Origin of the sequence: Geobacter sp. DSM 9736 (assembly GCF_900187405.1) — a bacterium.
Classification (GTDB): domain Bacteria; phylum Desulfobacterota; class Desulfuromonadia; order Geobacterales; family Geobacteraceae; genus DSM-9736.
This window is the reverse complement of the sequence record NZ_LT896716.1, coordinates 244,964-261,789: the sequence shown is the minus strand read 5'-3', so window position 1 is coordinate 261,789 and position 16,826 is coordinate 244,964. Positions and strand designations below refer to the sequence as shown.

Annotated in this window: 17 protein-coding genes; 1 reads left to right on the top strand and 16 read right to left on the bottom strand. The window is 57.4% G+C overall.

Annotation, left to right across the window (positions count from 1 at the left end):
- Positions 1-37: 37 nt before the first annotated feature.
- The 12 genes from CFB04_RS01190 to CFB04_RS01135 form a co-directional block, all read right to left on the bottom strand.
- On the bottom strand, positions 38-886 hold the full coding sequence (locus tag CFB04_RS01190; RefSeq protein WP_088533563.1) for a 4-hydroxy-3-methylbut-2-enyl diphosphate reductase: 849 nt from the start codon (positions 884-886) through the stop codon (positions 38-40).
- 6 nt (positions 887-892) lie between these two features.
- Positions 893-1,585, bottom strand: coding sequence for a (d)CMP kinase (cmk, locus tag CFB04_RS01185; RefSeq protein ID WP_088536662.1), 693 nt, complete (start codon positions 1,583-1,585; stop codon positions 893-895).
- A gap of 2 nt (positions 1,586-1,587) precedes the next feature.
- A complete protein-coding gene (gene aroA / locus CFB04_RS01180; protein ID WP_255396956.1) occupies positions 1,588-2,874 on the bottom strand; it encodes a 3-phosphoshikimate 1-carboxyvinyltransferase in 1,287 nt (428 codons plus the stop codon).
- A gap of 43 nt (positions 2,875-2,917) precedes the next feature.
- A complete protein-coding gene (locus CFB04_RS01175) occupies positions 2,918-3,778 on the bottom strand; it encodes a prephenate dehydrogenase/arogenate dehydrogenase family protein (protein WP_088533561.1) in 861 nt (286 codons plus the stop codon).
- 68 nt (positions 3,779-3,846) lie between these two features.
- Positions 3,847-4,923 (bottom strand): prephenate dehydratase, encoded by a 1,077-nt coding sequence (gene pheA / locus CFB04_RS01170; RefSeq protein WP_088533560.1) that lies wholly within the window; start codon positions 4,921-4,923, stop codon positions 3,847-3,849.
- A gap of 129 nt (positions 4,924-5,052) precedes the next feature.
- Positions 5,053-6,222: an ABC transporter permease gene (locus tag CFB04_RS01165; RefSeq protein WP_231934307.1), complete on the bottom strand. Its 1,170-nt coding sequence runs from the start codon at positions 6,220-6,222 to the stop codon at positions 5,053-5,055.
- On the bottom strand, positions 6,219-7,376 hold the full coding sequence (locus CFB04_RS01160) for an ABC transporter permease (protein ID WP_088533559.1): 1,158 nt from the start codon (positions 7,374-7,376) through the stop codon (positions 6,219-6,221). The genes CFB04_RS01165 and CFB04_RS01160 overlap by 4 nt, the downstream gene beginning before the upstream one ends.
- Positions 7,377-7,403: 27 nt before the next feature.
- Positions 7,404-8,090 carry an ABC transporter ATP-binding protein gene (locus CFB04_RS01155; RefSeq protein WP_088533558.1) on the bottom strand — a complete coding sequence of 229 codons (687 nt, stop codon included), beginning with the start codon at positions 8,088-8,090 and terminating at the stop codon, positions 7,404-7,406.
- Between the two features lie 22 nt (positions 8,091-8,112).
- Positions 8,113-9,321 carry an efflux RND transporter periplasmic adaptor subunit gene (locus CFB04_RS01150; RefSeq protein ID WP_088533557.1) on the bottom strand — a complete coding sequence of 403 codons (1,209 nt, stop codon included), beginning with the start codon at positions 9,319-9,321 and terminating at the stop codon, positions 8,113-8,115.
- Positions 9,322-9,522: 201 nt separating this feature from the next.
- A complete protein-coding gene (locus CFB04_RS01145; RefSeq protein WP_088533556.1) occupies positions 9,523-10,026 on the bottom strand; it encodes a type 1 glutamine amidotransferase domain-containing protein in 504 nt (167 codons plus the stop codon).
- A 50-nt stretch (positions 10,027-10,076) separates the two neighbouring features.
- A complete protein-coding gene (locus CFB04_RS01140; protein ID WP_088536660.1) occupies positions 10,077-10,655 on the bottom strand; it encodes a superoxide dismutase in 579 nt (192 codons plus the stop codon).
- Between the two features lie 84 nt (positions 10,656-10,739).
- Positions 10,740-11,021: a DUF503 domain-containing protein gene (locus tag CFB04_RS01135; protein WP_088533555.1), complete on the bottom strand. Its 282-nt coding sequence runs from the start codon at positions 11,019-11,021 to the stop codon at positions 10,740-10,742.
- A gap of 114 nt (positions 11,022-11,135) precedes the next feature.
- Between CFB04_RS01135 and CFB04_RS01130 the strand changes: the two genes are divergently transcribed.
- Entirely contained in the window at positions 11,136-12,125 is a 990-nt protein-coding gene (locus CFB04_RS01130) for a DUF3187 family protein (RefSeq protein WP_157698682.1), read from the top strand.
- A 152-nt stretch (positions 12,126-12,277) separates the two neighbouring features.
- Here CFB04_RS01130 and CFB04_RS01125 read toward each other — a convergent pair whose 3' ends face one another.
- The 4 genes from CFB04_RS01125 to CFB04_RS01110 all read right to left on the bottom strand — a co-directional run bounded on the left by CFB04_RS01125 (position 12,278) and on the right by CFB04_RS01110 (position 16,763).
- Positions 12,278-12,553 (bottom strand): helix-turn-helix transcriptional regulator, encoded by a 276-nt coding sequence (locus CFB04_RS01125; RefSeq protein WP_088533553.1) that lies wholly within the window; start codon positions 12,551-12,553, stop codon positions 12,278-12,280.
- Between the two features lie 77 nt (positions 12,554-12,630).
- Complete coding sequence (locus tag CFB04_RS01120; RefSeq protein ID WP_088533552.1) at positions 12,631-13,602, bottom strand: ABC transporter ATP-binding protein; 972 nt, start codon at positions 13,600-13,602, stop codon at positions 12,631-12,633.
- Complete coding sequence (locus CFB04_RS01115) at positions 13,599-14,561, bottom strand: ABC transporter ATP-binding protein (RefSeq protein ID WP_088533551.1); 963 nt, start codon at positions 14,559-14,561, stop codon at positions 13,599-13,601. Before CFB04_RS01115 ends, CFB04_RS01120 begins: the two co-directional genes overlap by 4 nt.
- 123 nt (positions 14,562-14,684) lie before the next feature.
- Complete coding sequence (locus CFB04_RS01110) at positions 14,685-16,763, bottom strand: HD domain-containing phosphohydrolase (protein WP_088533550.1); 2,079 nt, start codon at positions 16,761-16,763, stop codon at positions 14,685-14,687.
- Positions 16,764-16,826 lie beyond the last annotated feature (63 nt).

Sequence of the window (16,826 nt, the reverse complement as noted above, 5' to 3'; positions counted from 1 at the left end):
CGGAAACCTTTCCATACTAGCAGTATTCCATAAAAACTCAATACTTTTTGTCGCTATTGATCTGCTCAACCCTCTCGATCACCTCATCGATGATCCACTTGGGTGTAGAGGCCCCGGCAGTGACTCCGACGCATTTGACACCACTGAACCATTCAGGATCAACCTGCTCCGCCGTCTCTATGTGATGCGTCTTCGGCTGCAGCTCTGCGCAGACCTCGGCGAGACGCTTGGTGTTCGCGCTGTTGTAGCCGCCGATGACAATCATGCAATCCACCCGCTTCGCCAGCTCCTTTGCCTCTTCCTGACGAACAGCGGTAGCATCGCATATGGTGTTGAAGATCCTCAACTCCCCACCTTTCGTCAAGCACTGCAGAACAACGGCCTTCAGGTTCTCCATGGATTGAGTCGTCTGCGCGACGATACCTATTTTCGCCATGCGAGGCAGATGAAAAGCCTCCTCACCGGAACCCACCACGAACACCTTGCCCTTGGCATAGGAGACGATTCCCTGAACCTCGGGATGGTCAGCGTCTCCAACCACCACCACATCGTACCCACCCTCGGACAAGCCCATTACATGGTCCTGTGCTTTCTTCACGAAGGGGCAGGTTGCATCCACCACCTCCAGCTCCCGACGCACAGCCTCCTCCAAATCATCCGAAGCCACACCATGAGACCTGATGATGATGGTGCCGTTCTCGATTTCGGCTACTTCACGAAGAACCTTCACCCCCAACTCTTCAAGCCGCTGCACAACCTGAGGAGAATGTATGATCGGACCGAGAGTAAAGGTCTTGCCTCCCTTGCCCGCCGCCTCAAACGCCATTTGAGTGGCGCGTTTGACACCGAAGCAGAATCCTGCCTGTTTTGCGAGTAGTATCTCCATGAGAACCTATGCCCTGAGCTTTTCCGCTACCATCTTTTCAATGGTGTCAACCACATCGTCCACCGTAAGTTCAGTCGAATCGATTACGATGGCATCTTCCGCCTGCCGCAATGGAGCATGTTCCCTTCGGACGTCCTGCTCGTCCCGCTGCATTACCTCCCCCACCGTCGTCTCCAGGTCGACATCCACGCCCTTGGCCTTCAGCTCGATGAAACGCCTTTTCCCGCGTACTTCGGCTGAGGCCGAGAGAAATACCTTCACGTCGGCATCGGGGAAAACCACAGTACCGATATCCCGCCCCTCAAGAATAACCCCTCCCTTACTCCCCATCTCGCGCTGGAGTGTAAGAAGAAACTCCCGCACCACTTTCCGGGCTGAGATCCTGGAGGTCAGGAGACTGATTTCCGGACTCCTGATGGCCGAGGAAACATCTTCGTCGTTGAGCATGACGCGGCAACAGCAGCCGTCTCTGCGTTCAAAGGATATGGCTATGCCGCGGCAAAGATTGGCGAGAGCATCATCATCCTCCACGGAGATTCCTGCACGTTGGGCCGCCAGCGCAACCGCCCTGAACATTGCACCGGTGTCGAGAAAGATGTAACCGAGCCGGTCGGCGAGCAGTTTTGTCACCGTGCTCTTCCCCGCACCGGAAGGACCATCTATGGCGATGATGAGGCCCCGCCCGTTTTTCCCGTTCAATCTCACGAGTTGGCAACCTTCTGTAGTAAAGGAATGAAATCTGGAAAAGAGGTTCCGATGCACTCAACGTCGTCCACGGTGACTTCTCCGCTTGCCGCAAGCCCGGCCACGAGCATCGACATGGCTATCCGGTGGTCACCGAAACTCTCCGCCCTGCACCCGTCGATTCGTCCTGCGCCTTCGATCACCATGCCGTCGGGAGTCTCGGCGATAGCAACCCCCGCACGGCAAAGGTTCTTCGCCATGGCGGTGATTCGGTCCGTCTCCTTGACACGCAGCTCATGAGCGTCTCTCAACGTGGTCTGGCCGTCGGCGAGAGCGGCGGCAACGCAGATCACAGGAAATTCATCAATCGCACGAGGGACCACATCCCCCCCTATCTCGACACCCCGCAACCGAGAAGCCCTGACCAGGATATCCGCCACCGGCTCTCCCGACAGGTCACGGCAGTCGAGGAGCTGTATGTCTCCCCCCATTGCGGTAAGGATGTCCAGTATGCCGGTACGCGTCGGATTCACGCCGACACCCCGAATGAGCAGCTCCGAGCCGGGAACGATGAGGGCGGCAACGATGAAGAAAGCCGCCGAAGATATGTCCCCTGGGACTATGATGTCCCGTCCCTGAAGCTCTCGCCCCCCGCGCACCGTCACCCCTCCCGTGAAAGATGCCACGTCGGCACCGAAATACCGGAACATGCGCTCCGAATGGTCCCGGGAGAGGTGAGGCTCGGTTATTGTAGTCTCACCCTCTGCGTACAGCCCGGCCAGCATCAGGGCGGACTTGACCTGCGCGCTCGCAACGGCGGAATGATGGCTGATACCGGCAAGGGGCCGTCCGACGATTGCAAGCGGTGCCCTGTCGCCTCCGGAGCGACCGAAAATAGTCCCCCCCATCCGTGCCAGCGGCTCGATTACACGCTTCATCGGCCGACGGCGCAAATACTGGTCTCCAGTCAGAACGGAAAAAAATGACTGGCCCGCCAGGAGTCCGGCCATAAGCCGCATGGACGTACCGGAGTTGCCGCAGTCGAGAACATCCGTCGGCTCGCTCAACCCGCGCAGTCCCTTACCGGAGATGCGAAGCGTAGTACCATCGTCGGTGATGTCGATCCCCATTGCACGGAAGGCGTTGAGGGTGGCGAGATTGTCCTCGCCACGAAGAAAGCCGGTAACCCTGGTTTGACCTTCGGCAAGGGACCCCAGCATGATGGAGCGGTGGGATATCGATTTATCCCCCGGCACCACCATTTCGCCTTTCACTGCTTTCGCCGGTTGTACCGTATACTCCACGTGAACTCCTGTAAAATCAGACCCCATGTGCTAGACCAGCAGCTCAGAGAATCGCATCCCGCTGGTGCTTGGAACGGGCGAAGAATTCCTGCAGCCCCTGTCCGTCACCCTTTTCTACCATCTCGCGGAGGTCAGCAAAGTACCTGGCGAAGAGGTCCATCATCTCGATTATACTCTCTCGGTTGGCAACGGCGATGTCACGCCACATCACCGGGTCGGATGAAGCGATGCGGGTGAAGTCCCTGAACCCCCCGGCGGAATAGCTGAGTATGCTTTCCTCGAACCGGTCATAGCCGCCGACTGCGTTCACAAGTGCATAGGCCACCATGTGCGGAAGGTGGGAAATGGCCCCCACCACCCGGTCATGCTTCACCGGATCCATGAGAACGACGCTGCTCCCTGCTATTTCCCACATTCTGCCGACCTTCTCAAGGGCGGAAGGATCGGTCGAAGGCGTAGGCGTTATGATGCACCGCTTCCCCTGATAGAGCGTCGCAAAAGAAGCCTCGACGCCTGAGTGTTCGGTTCCTGCGATGGGATGCCCCCCGACGAAGAAGGTGCCCGACTGCATCACCGACTCGCACTGCCGTACGATCTCCTCCTTCACGCTCCCCCCGTCGGTGACTATGCACCCGGGATCGAGAACGGGCGCAATCGACGCAGTAAGGGGGAAAATGGTGCTGACAGGAGTGGCTAGAAAAACCATGTCCGCTCCGGCTACTCCTTCCACCGGATCGAGACAATAGCGGTCGATCACCCCCAGCTCCACCCCCCGTTGCAGGTTGGATTCACCGCGGCCGATGCCAACGATCTCCTCAACCTCACCCTTCTCCCGCAGTATGCGCGCGAGCGAGCCGCCTATGAGGCCGACGCCGATGACTGCCAGCCGACGAATGAGCGGCATCGTTCCTCCTATCAATGGTCAAAGTGGTCGGGCAACGCATCCAACCGTAGATGCCCTGGTGTAATGCACTACTTGGCGCGGGGGTAGGAACCGAGTAGCTTGACGAATTGGCAACAGTCCTTCAGTTCCTGGACCGCCTCTGCGACTTTCGGCTCGGATATGTGCCCCATGAGATCAAGGTAGAAGATATACTCCCACGCCTTCTTCTTGAGGGGGCGTGATTCTATTTTGGAAAGGTTGATTCCACGCTTGGCGAACGGCTCCAGCATCCGGTAGAGAATGCCGACCTCGTCCTTAACCGAAAACATGAGCGATGTCTTGTCGTCGCCGCTTCCCTCTGCAAGCTTCTTCCCAATGACGAGGAAGCGGGTGAAGTTGTTTACCTGGTCCTCGATCCGCTCCCGTACAATCCTGAGATCGTACATCGTCGAAGCTATTTCGCTGGCAATGGCAGCTGCCGTGTAATCCTCGCTGGCAATCTGCGCGGCCACCGCAGTGGAAGCAACATCGACCACAGGGACACTTGGCAGGTTCTCTCTAAGCCACTCCCGGCACTGGGCGATCGGCTGGGGGTGGGAATACACCTTCTTTACATCTTCGAAGCGGCCGGTACGGGAAAGGAGAAAGTGATGTATTTCCAGCATGACTTCGGCATTGATCTTGAGCTCACTCTCCATGAACATGTCGAGCGTGTGCGACACCATGCCCTCGGTGGAATTTTCCACCGGAACTACGCCGTAAAGCGCCTTTCCTTTCTCAACCTCTTCGAAGACGGACGGTATTGATTTCTGGGGAATCAGTTCGGCGGAAAGACCGAATACCTGCTTGGCAGCCATGTGGGTAAAGGTAGCCTTGGGCCCGAAGAACGCAACCTTCATCGGTTCCTCGAGAGCCAAAGAAGCCGAAATGATCTCGCGGAACACACTTCGCAGCGACTCGTTGGGGAAGGGCCCCGCATTTCGCGCAGTCAACCGTTCGTAGATCTCCCGCTCGCGGCTCGGGACGTGAAAATCCCGCTGTTCGTCCCGCTTCAGCCGTCCTACCTCCACGACCAGTTCGGCCCGGCGGTTGAGCAGGTCGAGAAACGCATCATCGATGGCGTCTATTTCCTGCCTGAGCTCTGTGACTGTTTTCTTGGTGGACAATCTGAAAAAACCTTACGGAGGGGATCAGGGGCTTTCGGAAGGCAGCCAATGTATAAGAAAGAGGGCAAAAAAGCAAACAGTTTTTCATTACGTCCAACTCTGCACGGTTCCAACATGCCATATTGTTGTTCATGTAGCGCGAAGGGCGTCGACAATGGCCAGCCGCGCCGCCCTGAAGGCGGGGAGCACTCCCCCGACGAGACCCATGACCATTGAAAAAAGAAGGGACTTCCAGATGATGTCGAACGTCAGGGCGAAGGAGAAGGCAAGCTCCGCAAAAGTCTGCCAGTTCATGGTGGAAATGGTGATGAGCTGCATGAAGGATGCGCCGATCACCCCAATGACACCCCCGATGAAACCAAGCAGCAGGGATTCGAGAATAAAAGCCGCCAGGATGCTTCCCCTGCGGAACCCCAGCGCACGCAGGGTGCCGATCTCCGTTATGCGGTTCGCCACGGCGGCATACATGGTAATCATCGCACCGATCACCGCTCCTAGTGAAAAAATTATAGTGAGGGTAATACCGAGAATCCGCAGGAATTTGGCCATGGCTTCGGACTGGTCCGCGTAGAACTGCGTCTCCCGCTTGGCCTCTAGGGTGAGCCGTGGGTCACCTTCTATGACGGCCTTGATCAGGTCGAAGCGGGACGGATCCCGCATCTTGAAGATAACCGACGAGTAGATCGGCCGGCGGAATGCCTGCATGAGCTGATCGGCATCTCCCCAGATTTCCGAATTGAACCCGGAATTGCCGGCGTCGAATACTCCAACCACCTGCCAGTTACGCATGCCGAAGCGAAGTGTCTCGCCTATCCCCCCTCCTTGAAAACGTCGCGCAATACTGGCTCCGGCCATGACTTCCGCAGAACCAGGACGCGGCAACCGCCCGTCTACCAGCCTCACCTGGGGGCGAAGCCGGAAAGACGCAGCCGAAACACCTCGGATCACCACATTTGACGGGTTGCCAGTTCCGCGCTTCGGTAAGTTGATGAGCACCACAAGTTCCTTGGCTACGAGGGGCTGCCCGTCACTCCCCACCGCAACGTCCGAAAGGCTCTCCACTATGGACGCCTGCGGCCTTTCCACTCCGCTCTGCACCTCCGAATTGGAGGATTTTCTGATCGCCACCACGTTGTCTGGAGATCCTGTGTCCACCAGAGTCTTCCGGAGCCCCTCCGCGAGCATGAGTGTCGCAGCAAAGACGAACACCACCATGGCCATGCCCGCGGCGGTGAGGCCCGTGGTCAGGCGCCGTGTCCAGAGGTTGCGGAAGCTGTAATAGTAGGGGATTCCCGTCACCCGATCCTCCGGAAGCCCTCTGCGATACGGATGGTTGCACCGCGCCAGGTCGGGAAGACAGCTGCGACTATACCCACGGTCCAGGCGGCGATCATGTCGAAGCAAATGGTTGAGGGCTTGATGGTGAAAACGGGAAAATACTGGGCGAGTTCCGTCTCGATCCAGTGAGCGGCAGGAAAAGTCAGGGCTATTCCGGCAATTCCGCCGAGAGTGGCGATTACCAGTGACTCCCCGAATATCGTGGCTGCGATGTGTCCGCCTCCGAAGCCCAAGGCCTTCATGGTTGCATACTCGGACAGCCGCTCACGTGCCGTCATCGCCATTGTGTTGGCCGCAACCACCATTATGATGACGATTACCACGTAGGAGACGATCCGTATGGCGATCATGATCGCTTCGGTCATCGAAACGAACCCCATCTGGAAGGCACGTTCCGTTTCGGTCAGGGTCTCCGCCAGGGAGTTCTTGAAGATGGCATCGACATCGGTGGAAACCTGTGCTGCCAGGTCGGGATGAGTTACCCCGATCATGTAGAAACCGGCCTGATCCGCTCTGCGCGGTTCCGTCTTCCTCAGTGTCTCGTTAAGGTAATCCCAGTGGAAGAAGAACTGCGTCTCGTCTGTGCTTTTCTGGGCGCCTCTGTATATTCCCCTTAGCGTGAAGGACCACTGGCCGGGAAAGATGGTGCCGCGCAAAGTTATCTGATCCCCCACCTTCCATCCGTACTTTGCGGCCACCTTCCGCCCCGCCACGGCACCCTTCCTGTCGAGGATGAACGCACTGCGCTGGTCGGGAGAAAGCATGAACTCCGGGTAGAGCTCAAGGTAGCTTCTCGGCTCTATGGCGAAATTCGGAAAGAAATTCTTCTCGTCGATATAGACGCCGCCGAACCAATTACCCCATGAAATCTGCTTGACCCCCTCCACCTGGCGGATCCGGTCCTTGTACGAAATAGGGAGAGAGAATACGAGGGAAATTGCGTTTCGGGTGACGAGGCGAGTCGCGGAGGAGGACTCCACCCCCAGGTACCAGAGCCCCACCAGGGTGCGCAGGAGCCCGAAGGCCAGGATCGCTATAGCTACTCCGACTATCGTCAGCATGGAACGGAGCCTGTGACGGAAGGCGTTTCGTATGATGAGCTTGAGGAGGAACATGATTCACGCCGGATGCGGCAGCGCCGCTCACTCCGCCAGCACCCCCTTCTCCAGATGGCGGATGAGGTGGGCCTTTTCGGCCGCCCGCGGGTCGTGAGTAACCATGATGATCGTCTTGCCGAATTCCCGCACGAGGCGATCCATCAGTTGGAGTATCTCCTCTGCCGAAACCCTGTCCAGGTCCCCCGTAGGTTCATCCGCAACCAGGATCGCGGGATCGGTGACGATGGCACGGGCGACCGCCACTCGCTGCTGCTGCCCCCCCGAAAGCTGTGACGGATAATGGTCCATCCGGTCGGCAAGCCCCACCACGTCCAGCACCAGCTCGACATGCTCCCGCCGCTCCCGCCGCGACAGATGCGTAAGAAGCAATGGTAGTTCGACATTCTCAAACGCGGTAAGAACCGGCATCAGGTTGTAGAACTGAAAAATGAAACCGACATTTGAGGCCCGCCAGCCGGCAAGCGCTGTGTCGTCGAGCTGGACGATGTCCGTACCCGAAACCCGGATTTCCCCGCTATCCGGCTTATCGATCCCTGCTATGAGATTTAGAAGCGTGCTCTTGCCGGAGCCGGAAGGTCCCATGAGTGCGAGAAATTCTCCTTCGGCGATATCGAAAGAAATATCCTGCAGGACCGGGATGGTCTGCACCCCCCGACGGTACGACTTGATTAGGTTCTTGATTTCCACCAGGGGAAGTGAAGATTCTCCCACTCGTTTTTTCTCTCCCTGAATGCTATTTATCCGCAGTCGTTACCTTGCTTCCGTCCTTCAGCTCGCCGAGAGGCTTGAGAGCCACTTTATCCCCCGCCTTCAACCCGCTTCGCACCTCCACCATGTCGCCGATCCTGCCCCCCAGGGTTACCGGAACGGCCGACACCCTCCCATCCTTTACGACAAAAATAACCTGGCGTCCGTCACGGGTGGTCACGGCAGCCGGGTTTACCGCGAGCCGCGGAGAACTCTCCTCCGGCTTCACCTCGCGCTGCAGAAAGGCCACTTTTGCGCTCATTTCAGGGAGTATCCGGCTGTCCAGATCCAGGAAACGGACCTTCACCATGACCGTTGCCTTGGATCTGTCAGCGGTGGGAACGATCATGTGGACCCGGCCGCGAAACCTCGAATCGGGAAAGGCGTCCAGCTGTATCTCGCAGGGCTGCCCGGACCTCACCTTCCCCAGATTCGCCTCGGAGACGTCAGCCTCCACCTGCAGCGAATTCATGTCGGCAATAGTTACTACGGCCGCCTTGGCGTTGGCCGCGGCTCCAATGGGAGTCACTATATCCCCGACATCCGCATTCTTGGTAAGCACCACTGCGTCGAAGGGCGCTCTTATAAAGGTGTAATCCAGATTTACCTGAGCATTCCTGAGCGCTGCCTGCGCCGAGCGGACCTGGTGACGCGCCCCCTCCAGCGCAGCTTGAGCCTTCAGGTATCGGGCTTCGGCTGCATCGAACTCGGATTTGGCGACTATTCCCTGCCCCACCAGTTCCTTCTGCCGCTCGAAGGCGCTCTTCGCGTCGCCGATCTCGGCCAGGGCCTGCTCCACGGAAGCGGAAGCGCCGGCAAGATTCGCGGCCGCCTGATCCCTGGCCGCCCGGGTATCGAGGTTCTCGAGGCGGGCAAGCACCTGCCCCTCCCGAACACGGGTGCCCTCTTCAACTCCGAGCCAGTCGAGCCGGCCGGTTATCTTGGCGGCGACTGCAGCCTTGCGGTCAGCCACCACGTATCCACTGGCATTGAGAAGGGTGAATGACTGGGAGGGATAGACCTGGGAAACGCTTGCGGTACTTATTTCGACGCTCCGGGGGAAGAGAGCCAGGGCGGCCGCAACGATGGCGATACCCCCCACAAGCGCTGCAGGCAGCCGCCACCTTCTTCGCCCTCGCGCGCCCGTCTCCGGCGCCCGCTTCTCGATTTTAAGCCTGCTGAGGTCCGTTGCCATGCGTCCCTTCTTTTCCACGTAATCCAGCTTGTTTCTGATTCATATCATCTAAGGGGGGGGTGTGGGAAGTGGCTAATCAATTCCTTCTTCAAAAAGCAGGGCGCAAAAAGGGGGACAGGCTGTCCACTCTGTCCCCCGTTCCAATACGTATGATTCCGATCAAAGGCCGTCACCCGTTTCTGCGGCACCGGTAAAACAGTTTCACCTGCCGATCATCCTCATCATCTCACGAGTAAAAGCAGGCAGGTCCTCCGGTTGGCGGGACGTCACAAGTTTGCCTTCCACAACCACCTCACTGTCTTCGTAGCTGACCCCTGCATCCCTCATCTCGGGCGCTACCGACTGATAGGAGGTGGCGCGCCGCCCCTTCAGCAGCCCTGCGCTTATCAGGGTTTGAGGACCGTGGCATATTGCCGCGACCGGCTTTTCCCGCTGCATGAAATGCCGGGCAATCTCCTGCGCCCTCGGTACGTTCCTTATGGCCTCCGGAGCTTTTCCCCCCGGAAGGACGAGAATCTGATAATCCTCCGGACGCACCTCGTCGAGAGTCTTGCTCACGTTGATCTCGTAGCCGTGTTTCCCCTTGATGGCTCCGGTCTTCATGGAAGCGAGATCAACGTCGATCCCCGCCTCCAGGAGACGGTAGTACGGGACGAACAGCTCCAGGTCCTCGAAGTTGTCCGCACTGATGAAAAGGGCTTTCATGGATACCTCCGCGAAACGGGGAAGGGAGCTTCACCCGGTTCCGGGGCGTCCTATTTTAGCCGCGCCTCCACCGCCGCCCAATCCACATTGGAGAAGAATGCCTGGATGTAGTCGGGCCGCTTAAGCTGGTAATCCAGCATGAATGCGTGCTCGAAAACATCCAGGATGAGCAGCGGCGTGCAGCCGGATGGATGCCCCGCGTCATGTTCGTTGATCCAGAAATTGAAGAGTCGCCCGCTCACGTTGTCCTGATAAAGGATCGCCCAGCCAATGCCGCGCATGGCGGCAACCCCGCGGAAATCCTTTTCCCAGGCTTCGATGCTGCCGAAGTCTTCCATCTTTTTCCTGGCGAGCCGTCCTTCCCTGTTGACCTGACCGTTCCCCCCGAGGTTCTCGAAGTAAAGCTCATGGAGGCGCATTCCGTTGAATTCCCATCCGAACCGGCGCTTAAGTTCCGCAAACTCCGGAGTGGACGTCTTGTCCTCCTTCACCAGATTGTCCAGTGTTTCGAGAACCTTGTTGGTATTGGTCACGTACCCCTGATAAAGGGTAAAATGGTTCTTCAAAAGAGCCTCGCTGAAACCGCTCATCCCTATAAGCTTGCTGTAGTCCTTGGCTGTGTAAGTCATGGTGATCGATTCCTCCTTCTCCATAAAAATTGGTAATTCTTGCAAGGTTACCACGGATTCTCGGAAAGGCAAGGAGGAGCGGGATCATCGCTCCTCTATGTCCGCTCCGACCAGATCCACATCCGGACGCTCCTCCACCACCCACTCTTCCAGCTGCTCCAGTATTCTACGGCCTGCGGCACGGCTCTCGGTTACGGTAACGAAGCCGAGCAGGGCAGAGCCCGGCACATCCTGCAGATCCACTTCCGCCGCGGCCACATTGAATCTGTTCCGCGCACGGGCAAGTATGCTCTTGACGATCCCCCTTTTACCTTTGAGCGAGGTGCTGGGAAGGTGCAGATGAAGGACCGTTGAGTAAACGTGCATTTCAGGCCTCCGGGGTAGCTTCCTTTACTTTCGCCATCAATGTGCTAGCTTTTCTTAATGCACACATTAATTTCATATAATTATAGGTCGTGCCTGGGCAGCCTTGCTGCATGCATGCTGCTGATCACCCTCCTCACGCTGCTGACCCCCGGCAGATCCTGGGGGGTAGAAATCACCCCCTTCCACACCTTCAATCAAAGTCCTTTGATACAGATTTTCGGCCTGCCGGCCATAGAGGGGGGAACGCTGGCAGGACGGGGACGAATGTCCGTACTAGTGGCAGCCGATCTGGCAAGCAACCATGGAATCGACAAGACCGACACGGAAGACATCACGCTCGACGGCGAAACCTATCGCGCGACCCTCGCAGTCCGTTACGGCATTGCCCCCCGATGGGAGGTGGGTTTCGACCTTCCATGGATCGTCGAGACTGGTGGTTTCCTGGACGGTTTCGTCTCCAGTTTTCACGACCTGTTCAAAATCCCCCAGAATGGTCGTGACGAGATACCGAAGGACCGGCTGCTCTACACCTACAGCCGCAATGGCACCCGGCTCTTCCAGGTAGATGAACCCAACGACGGAGTGGGGGACCTCAGGCTCACGACAGCATACCAGCTGTACCATGACCCGGAAGACTCCCGATCCTCCATTGCGCTGAGAGCCGCACTGAAGCTCCCGACAGGCGACAGCGCCATGCTTCACGGCAGTGGCGGAACCGACTGCGCCCTCTGGATAACCGGTTCCGACACCTACGACGTCGGTGAAGGACGTATCAGCCTTTTCGGTGCGGCAGGAGGAGTAGTGACCGCTAAAGGGGATGTGCTTTCCCATATGCGGCGCCAGGTGGCGGGTTTCGGCTCCATCGGCCTGGGGTGGAGCCCGGTGGACTGGTTCGTCCTGAAGTCACAGTTCTACGCCCATTCACCTTTTTACCGGAACAGCTCCCTCCACGAACTGGGGATAACCACCCTTCAGTGGCTGGGGGGGGTGACCTTCGGGATCACCGGCAATACAGCCCTGGATATCGGCGTCTCGGAAGATATCCTCGTTGTCGGCACATCCCCCGATGTCGCCTTTCACCTCGCACTCCGGTCCTCTTTCTAAAAAGAGCGCAGTACGGCACACGACCTTTCTCCGTTAACCACAGTTAAACCACTGTGTTAGGGCGAAGCAGCGGGTTTTTTTAATATCTCCACCGGGTGTTAGTGGAAGGCGCTGGTGGCATATCCTGCCGTCGGCATGGTACCTGTGGGTTGTCAGGAAATGATGTTTACGATACGACGGGCCAGAGGATGGATGACAGTGTAGTGGACTTCCACTCCGTCGCGTTTCCCTTCTATGATCCGCTTGTTCTTCAAAAGCGCCAGATGCTGGGACACTGTGGCTTGAGGAAGCCCCAGGCACTCCCAGATATGCTTTACGTTACATTCACGTTCACAGAGTCCTGCAACGATTTTGAGTCTGATAGGATGCCCGAGCACTTTCAGAACCTCTGCCTCCCCTTCCAGATACTTTTCCTTCTCGAATTCCATAGGGTCTCTCCCTTTTCAACATAAGCTTATTAAGTGCCTTATATGCAAGAACACTAATGCTGTCAACCCTATAATGATTAAAAGAGGTCGTTGCTGAAATGGCAGGCTGCGAAGTGTCCCGGCTTTTTCTCTTCCAGTGGAGGGTGAATTTCGGTGCAAATGGGGGGCTGTACATACGGACAGCGTGTGTGGAAGGGACACCCGGAAGGTGGCGACAACGGTGAAGGGAGCTCCCCCTGCAGGATGATCCTCTTTTTGGGCGCTGCCCGACCGACAAGAGGCACCGCGGAGAGGAGCGCTTCCGTGTAGGGATGCTGGTAGCGGGAGAAGAGCTGATCCGTTACTGCCGTCTCGACAATCCTGCCGAGGTACATGATCGCGATCCGGTCACTCACGTGGCGGACAACCGACAGATCGTGAGCTATGAAAAGGTACGACAGCCTGAGCTCCGCCTGCAGATCCTTCAGGAGATTGATAATCTGCGCCTGGATCGAAAGGTCCAGGGCCGATACGGGCTCATCTGCAATCAGCAGGCGTGGATTCACGGCAAGGGCGCGTGCGATGCCTATCCTCTGGCGCTGCCCCCCTGAAAACTCGTGGGGATACCTCCGGTAATGCTCCGCCGGGAGCCCCACCTTATCCATGAGCTGAACAACCCGTTCGTGCCGGGCTGCTCCGGCTGCGATTCCGTGGATAGCGAGGGGCTCGCCGATGATTTCTCCGACTCTCATGCGCGGATTAAGGGATGAAAACGGGTCCTGGAAAATCATCTGGGTGCTTTTCCTGAAGGAAGCCAGCTCCCGCTTTCCCATTTCAGCAAGGGGTTTTCCCTCAAACAGAACAGAGCCCGAAGTCGGCGGCACCAGCCCCATGGCGATTTTTGCCACGGTAGATTTTCCGCACCCGGACTCGCCGGCAAGGCCGACAGTTTCACCTTCCCCCAGTGAGAGGGTCACACCATCCACCGCCCTGAGAACTTGAGGCGCTCCGAAGGTGGAATGGACGGAAAAATGTTTTCGCAGGTCATTAAGCTGCAGAAGAGGGTTCATGCAAATTTCCAGCAGCGGACCATGTGGCCCGGGCTGACCTCCTTCATGGGTGGTTCCTCCCCCCTGCAAAGCCATTGCCTGTCAGTGCAGCGGTCGCAGAACCCGCAGCCGGGAAGCCCGGCGAGAAGGTCTGGCACGTGGCCCGGGATGGTCCGCAGCGCCTCTCCCGGCTTCGCGGCTTGCGGCAGCGAATTGAGGAGCCCCTCGGTGTAGGGGTGAAGCGGGTTTTCAAACAACTCCCGGGTGGGAGCCGATTCCATGATCCGGCCCGCGTACATGATCACCGTCCGGTCCGTGTGCTCCGCGACGATGCCCAGGTCGTGGGTGATGAGAATCAGGGCCGTGCCTCTCTCTTCTTTCAGGCGATCGAGCAATTCGAGGATCTGGGCCTGGATCGTTACGTCAAGTGCGGTGGTAGGTTCATCCGCAATGAGAAGCTGCGGGCGGCAGGCGAGCGCCATGGCGATCATCACCCGCTGGCGCATCCCTCCGCTCAACTGGTGTGGGTAGTCATCCAGGCGACGTTCCGCTGAAGGAATGCCTACCTGGGTCAGAAGTTTAAGCGTTTCCTGCCGCGCCTCATTTCTTGAAACGCCGCGATGCAGCCGCAACCCTTCGGCAATCTGCTTTCCGATTGTAAAAACCGGATTGAGAGAGGTCATGGGCTCCTGGAATATCATGGCGAGGCGGTCTCCACGCAGCCTGCGCATCTCTTCCTCCGTAAGGCCCAGCAGATCGGTACCGTCGAACAGTATCTTCCCCGCGGAAATCTCTCCCGGAGGAGGCACGAGGCGCATGAGCGAGTAGGCAGTCATGCTTTTGCCGCACCCCGATTCCCCCACAAGGGCGAGTGTTTCCCCCCTCTGCAGCGAGAGGTCGATCCTGTCCACGGCTTTGAGTATGCCACGGGACAGCCTGAAGTGGACCGAAAGGCCCTGTACGTCGAGAAGGTTAGGCAACGAGAGACTCCTGGACCGGTGAAAAACATCTCACCGGCATGACCATGACCATAGATGGTATACACGATTTGTGGAACTCGGGCAAGGTCCGGGCGAAGCGGGCAAGGAGCAGGGGATTGAGCGTCAGGCGGCGGATGTGGAAATAAAGGCCGAATCACCGGGGGAACCGGCAAGCATTGAATCGCATCCTATAGTCTGGATGAAATGGCGAACGAGGTCGGGGTCGAATTGCCCGCCGCTGTTCTTTTTCAGCTCCTCGACCGCGGTTTCGATGCTGAGGGCCTTTCGGTACGGCCGGTCGGAAGTCATGGCGTCGAAAGCGTCGGCTATCGCAAGTATCCTCGATTCGAGGAGCAGCTGGTCACCTTTCAGGCTGTGCGGGTACCCATGTCCGTCGAACCTTTCATGATGCTGACCTATGCAGAGGCGAACGTCGTGGAGAAATTCGATCGGCTCGAGAATTTTCATCCCTATGTCGGGATGCTGCTGCAGCTCGCGCACCTCCTCGGGTGTGAGGAGCCCCTGCTTGTTGAGAAGGGCGAGATTAATACCGATCTTTCCTATATCGTGGAGGATAGCTGCACGCTCGATGATCTTCATCCGCTCTTCGGAAAGGCCGAGCTTCGCGGCCAGCTTCAGGCTGTAGCGGGTCACCCGCTCGGAGTGACCGCGTGTGTAACTGTCGTTTGCTTCGATGGCCGAGACGAGGGCGTGGATCGTATTCATGTAGGTCCTCTGCTGCTCATCGTACAGTTTTGCATTGGTGATGGCGATGCTTGCCTGTGCAGCTATCGTGGTCAATAGTTCCAGATCTTCGTTATTGTAAATCGAATTATCCACCTTGTTGACCACAGTAATGGTACCGATAATCCCGTCCTTGGCAATGAGGGGTGCCGCAACCAGGGTCTTCCGTTCGTAACCGAGCACGCTGAACCGGTCGAACCCGGGTGCATCCTTCATGTCGGTGATCAGCAGCGGCTTCCGGTTGTTGATCACCCAGGTCGCCACTCCTGAAGGCTGCATCGGCAGCAGGTGAGCGTCCGGGGAGACATCGTTCAGGCCGTGGAGCGCCTTTATTCTAAGCACCCCCTGCTTAGGAGTGTAGAGGACTATGTAACCGATCTGTGCCTGCAGAGTCTCCATGGTAGTGCGCACGATCAGGTTGAACAGCTTGTCCAGCTCAATGATCGAGTTGATGCCCAGGCCAACCTTGTAGAGGGTGGAAAGTTTTGCCACAGCTTTTTCCAGGTTATAGTTCTTGTCCTCCAGTTCACCCGCCAGATCGGCTATCTTGTAGTTTGCTCCCTCAATCTCCTCGATACGCTCCTCCAGAATTATATTGAGGTTTTCGATCTCCTTTATCTGCTCGGCCAGTTTATGGTTCATCTGGTGGATCTCGTAATGGTGTGCCAGCTTATCTTCCGCCTTGGCAAGTTGCACCTCGTTCTCCACGGTGGTTTCCACAAGACTCTTAAGCCGCTCGATCATCCGGTTGAAGTGCGTGGTGAGCAGGTTCATCTCCTGACTGCTCGTAATCACCGGCTGCTCGTGCAGGTTTCCCTCCTCCACCTGGGTCATTGCACGAACCATCTGCCTCACCGGCTTGTCCACATAGATGTGAAGAAAGAGAAAAACACAGGCAACGAGAAGAAGGACCAGGACGGAGGTAGTCACGAGAATGAACCTACGCCCCTCCTGGAAGAAATCGTTGACGTAATCCAGCGACATTTCCAGTTCTAGGACACCCAGAACCTTTCGTGCAGGGTCATGGCAGCCACTGCAATGGGGACCGTTGTAGATGGGGGTAAGGCTGTGGTAGACGCGAGTCCCTGCCATGTTGTGAACGCGCTCGTGGTTGCCCGAGCGGATTTCTTTCAGCTCCCTGCTGGGAGTGATGGCGCCGATCTCCCCCGCCACGGCGGAGTTGAGGACCACGCCTTCCTGGTTCACGATACGCAGGGAACGGATGTGATTCTCTGAACGGATGCGTGAAAAGATACTGCGCACATCGGCGTGATGACCACTGCGCATGACATCGGCGATTGCAGTTCTGATGGTTTCGGTCAAAACCTGTGCATCACGCTCGATTATATCCGTAGTCAGATGCTTCTGCTGTTGGACATTGATGTATGCCGAAGCTGCTATTATCAGAAGCGCTATGGCAGTAATCAATCCAAGTATTTTTACTTTCAGTGAATTCATCGTCTCCCGCTATGCGAATGCGCAGCCTACTGCATATCACAGACAAAGTACAGCGCTTTGACG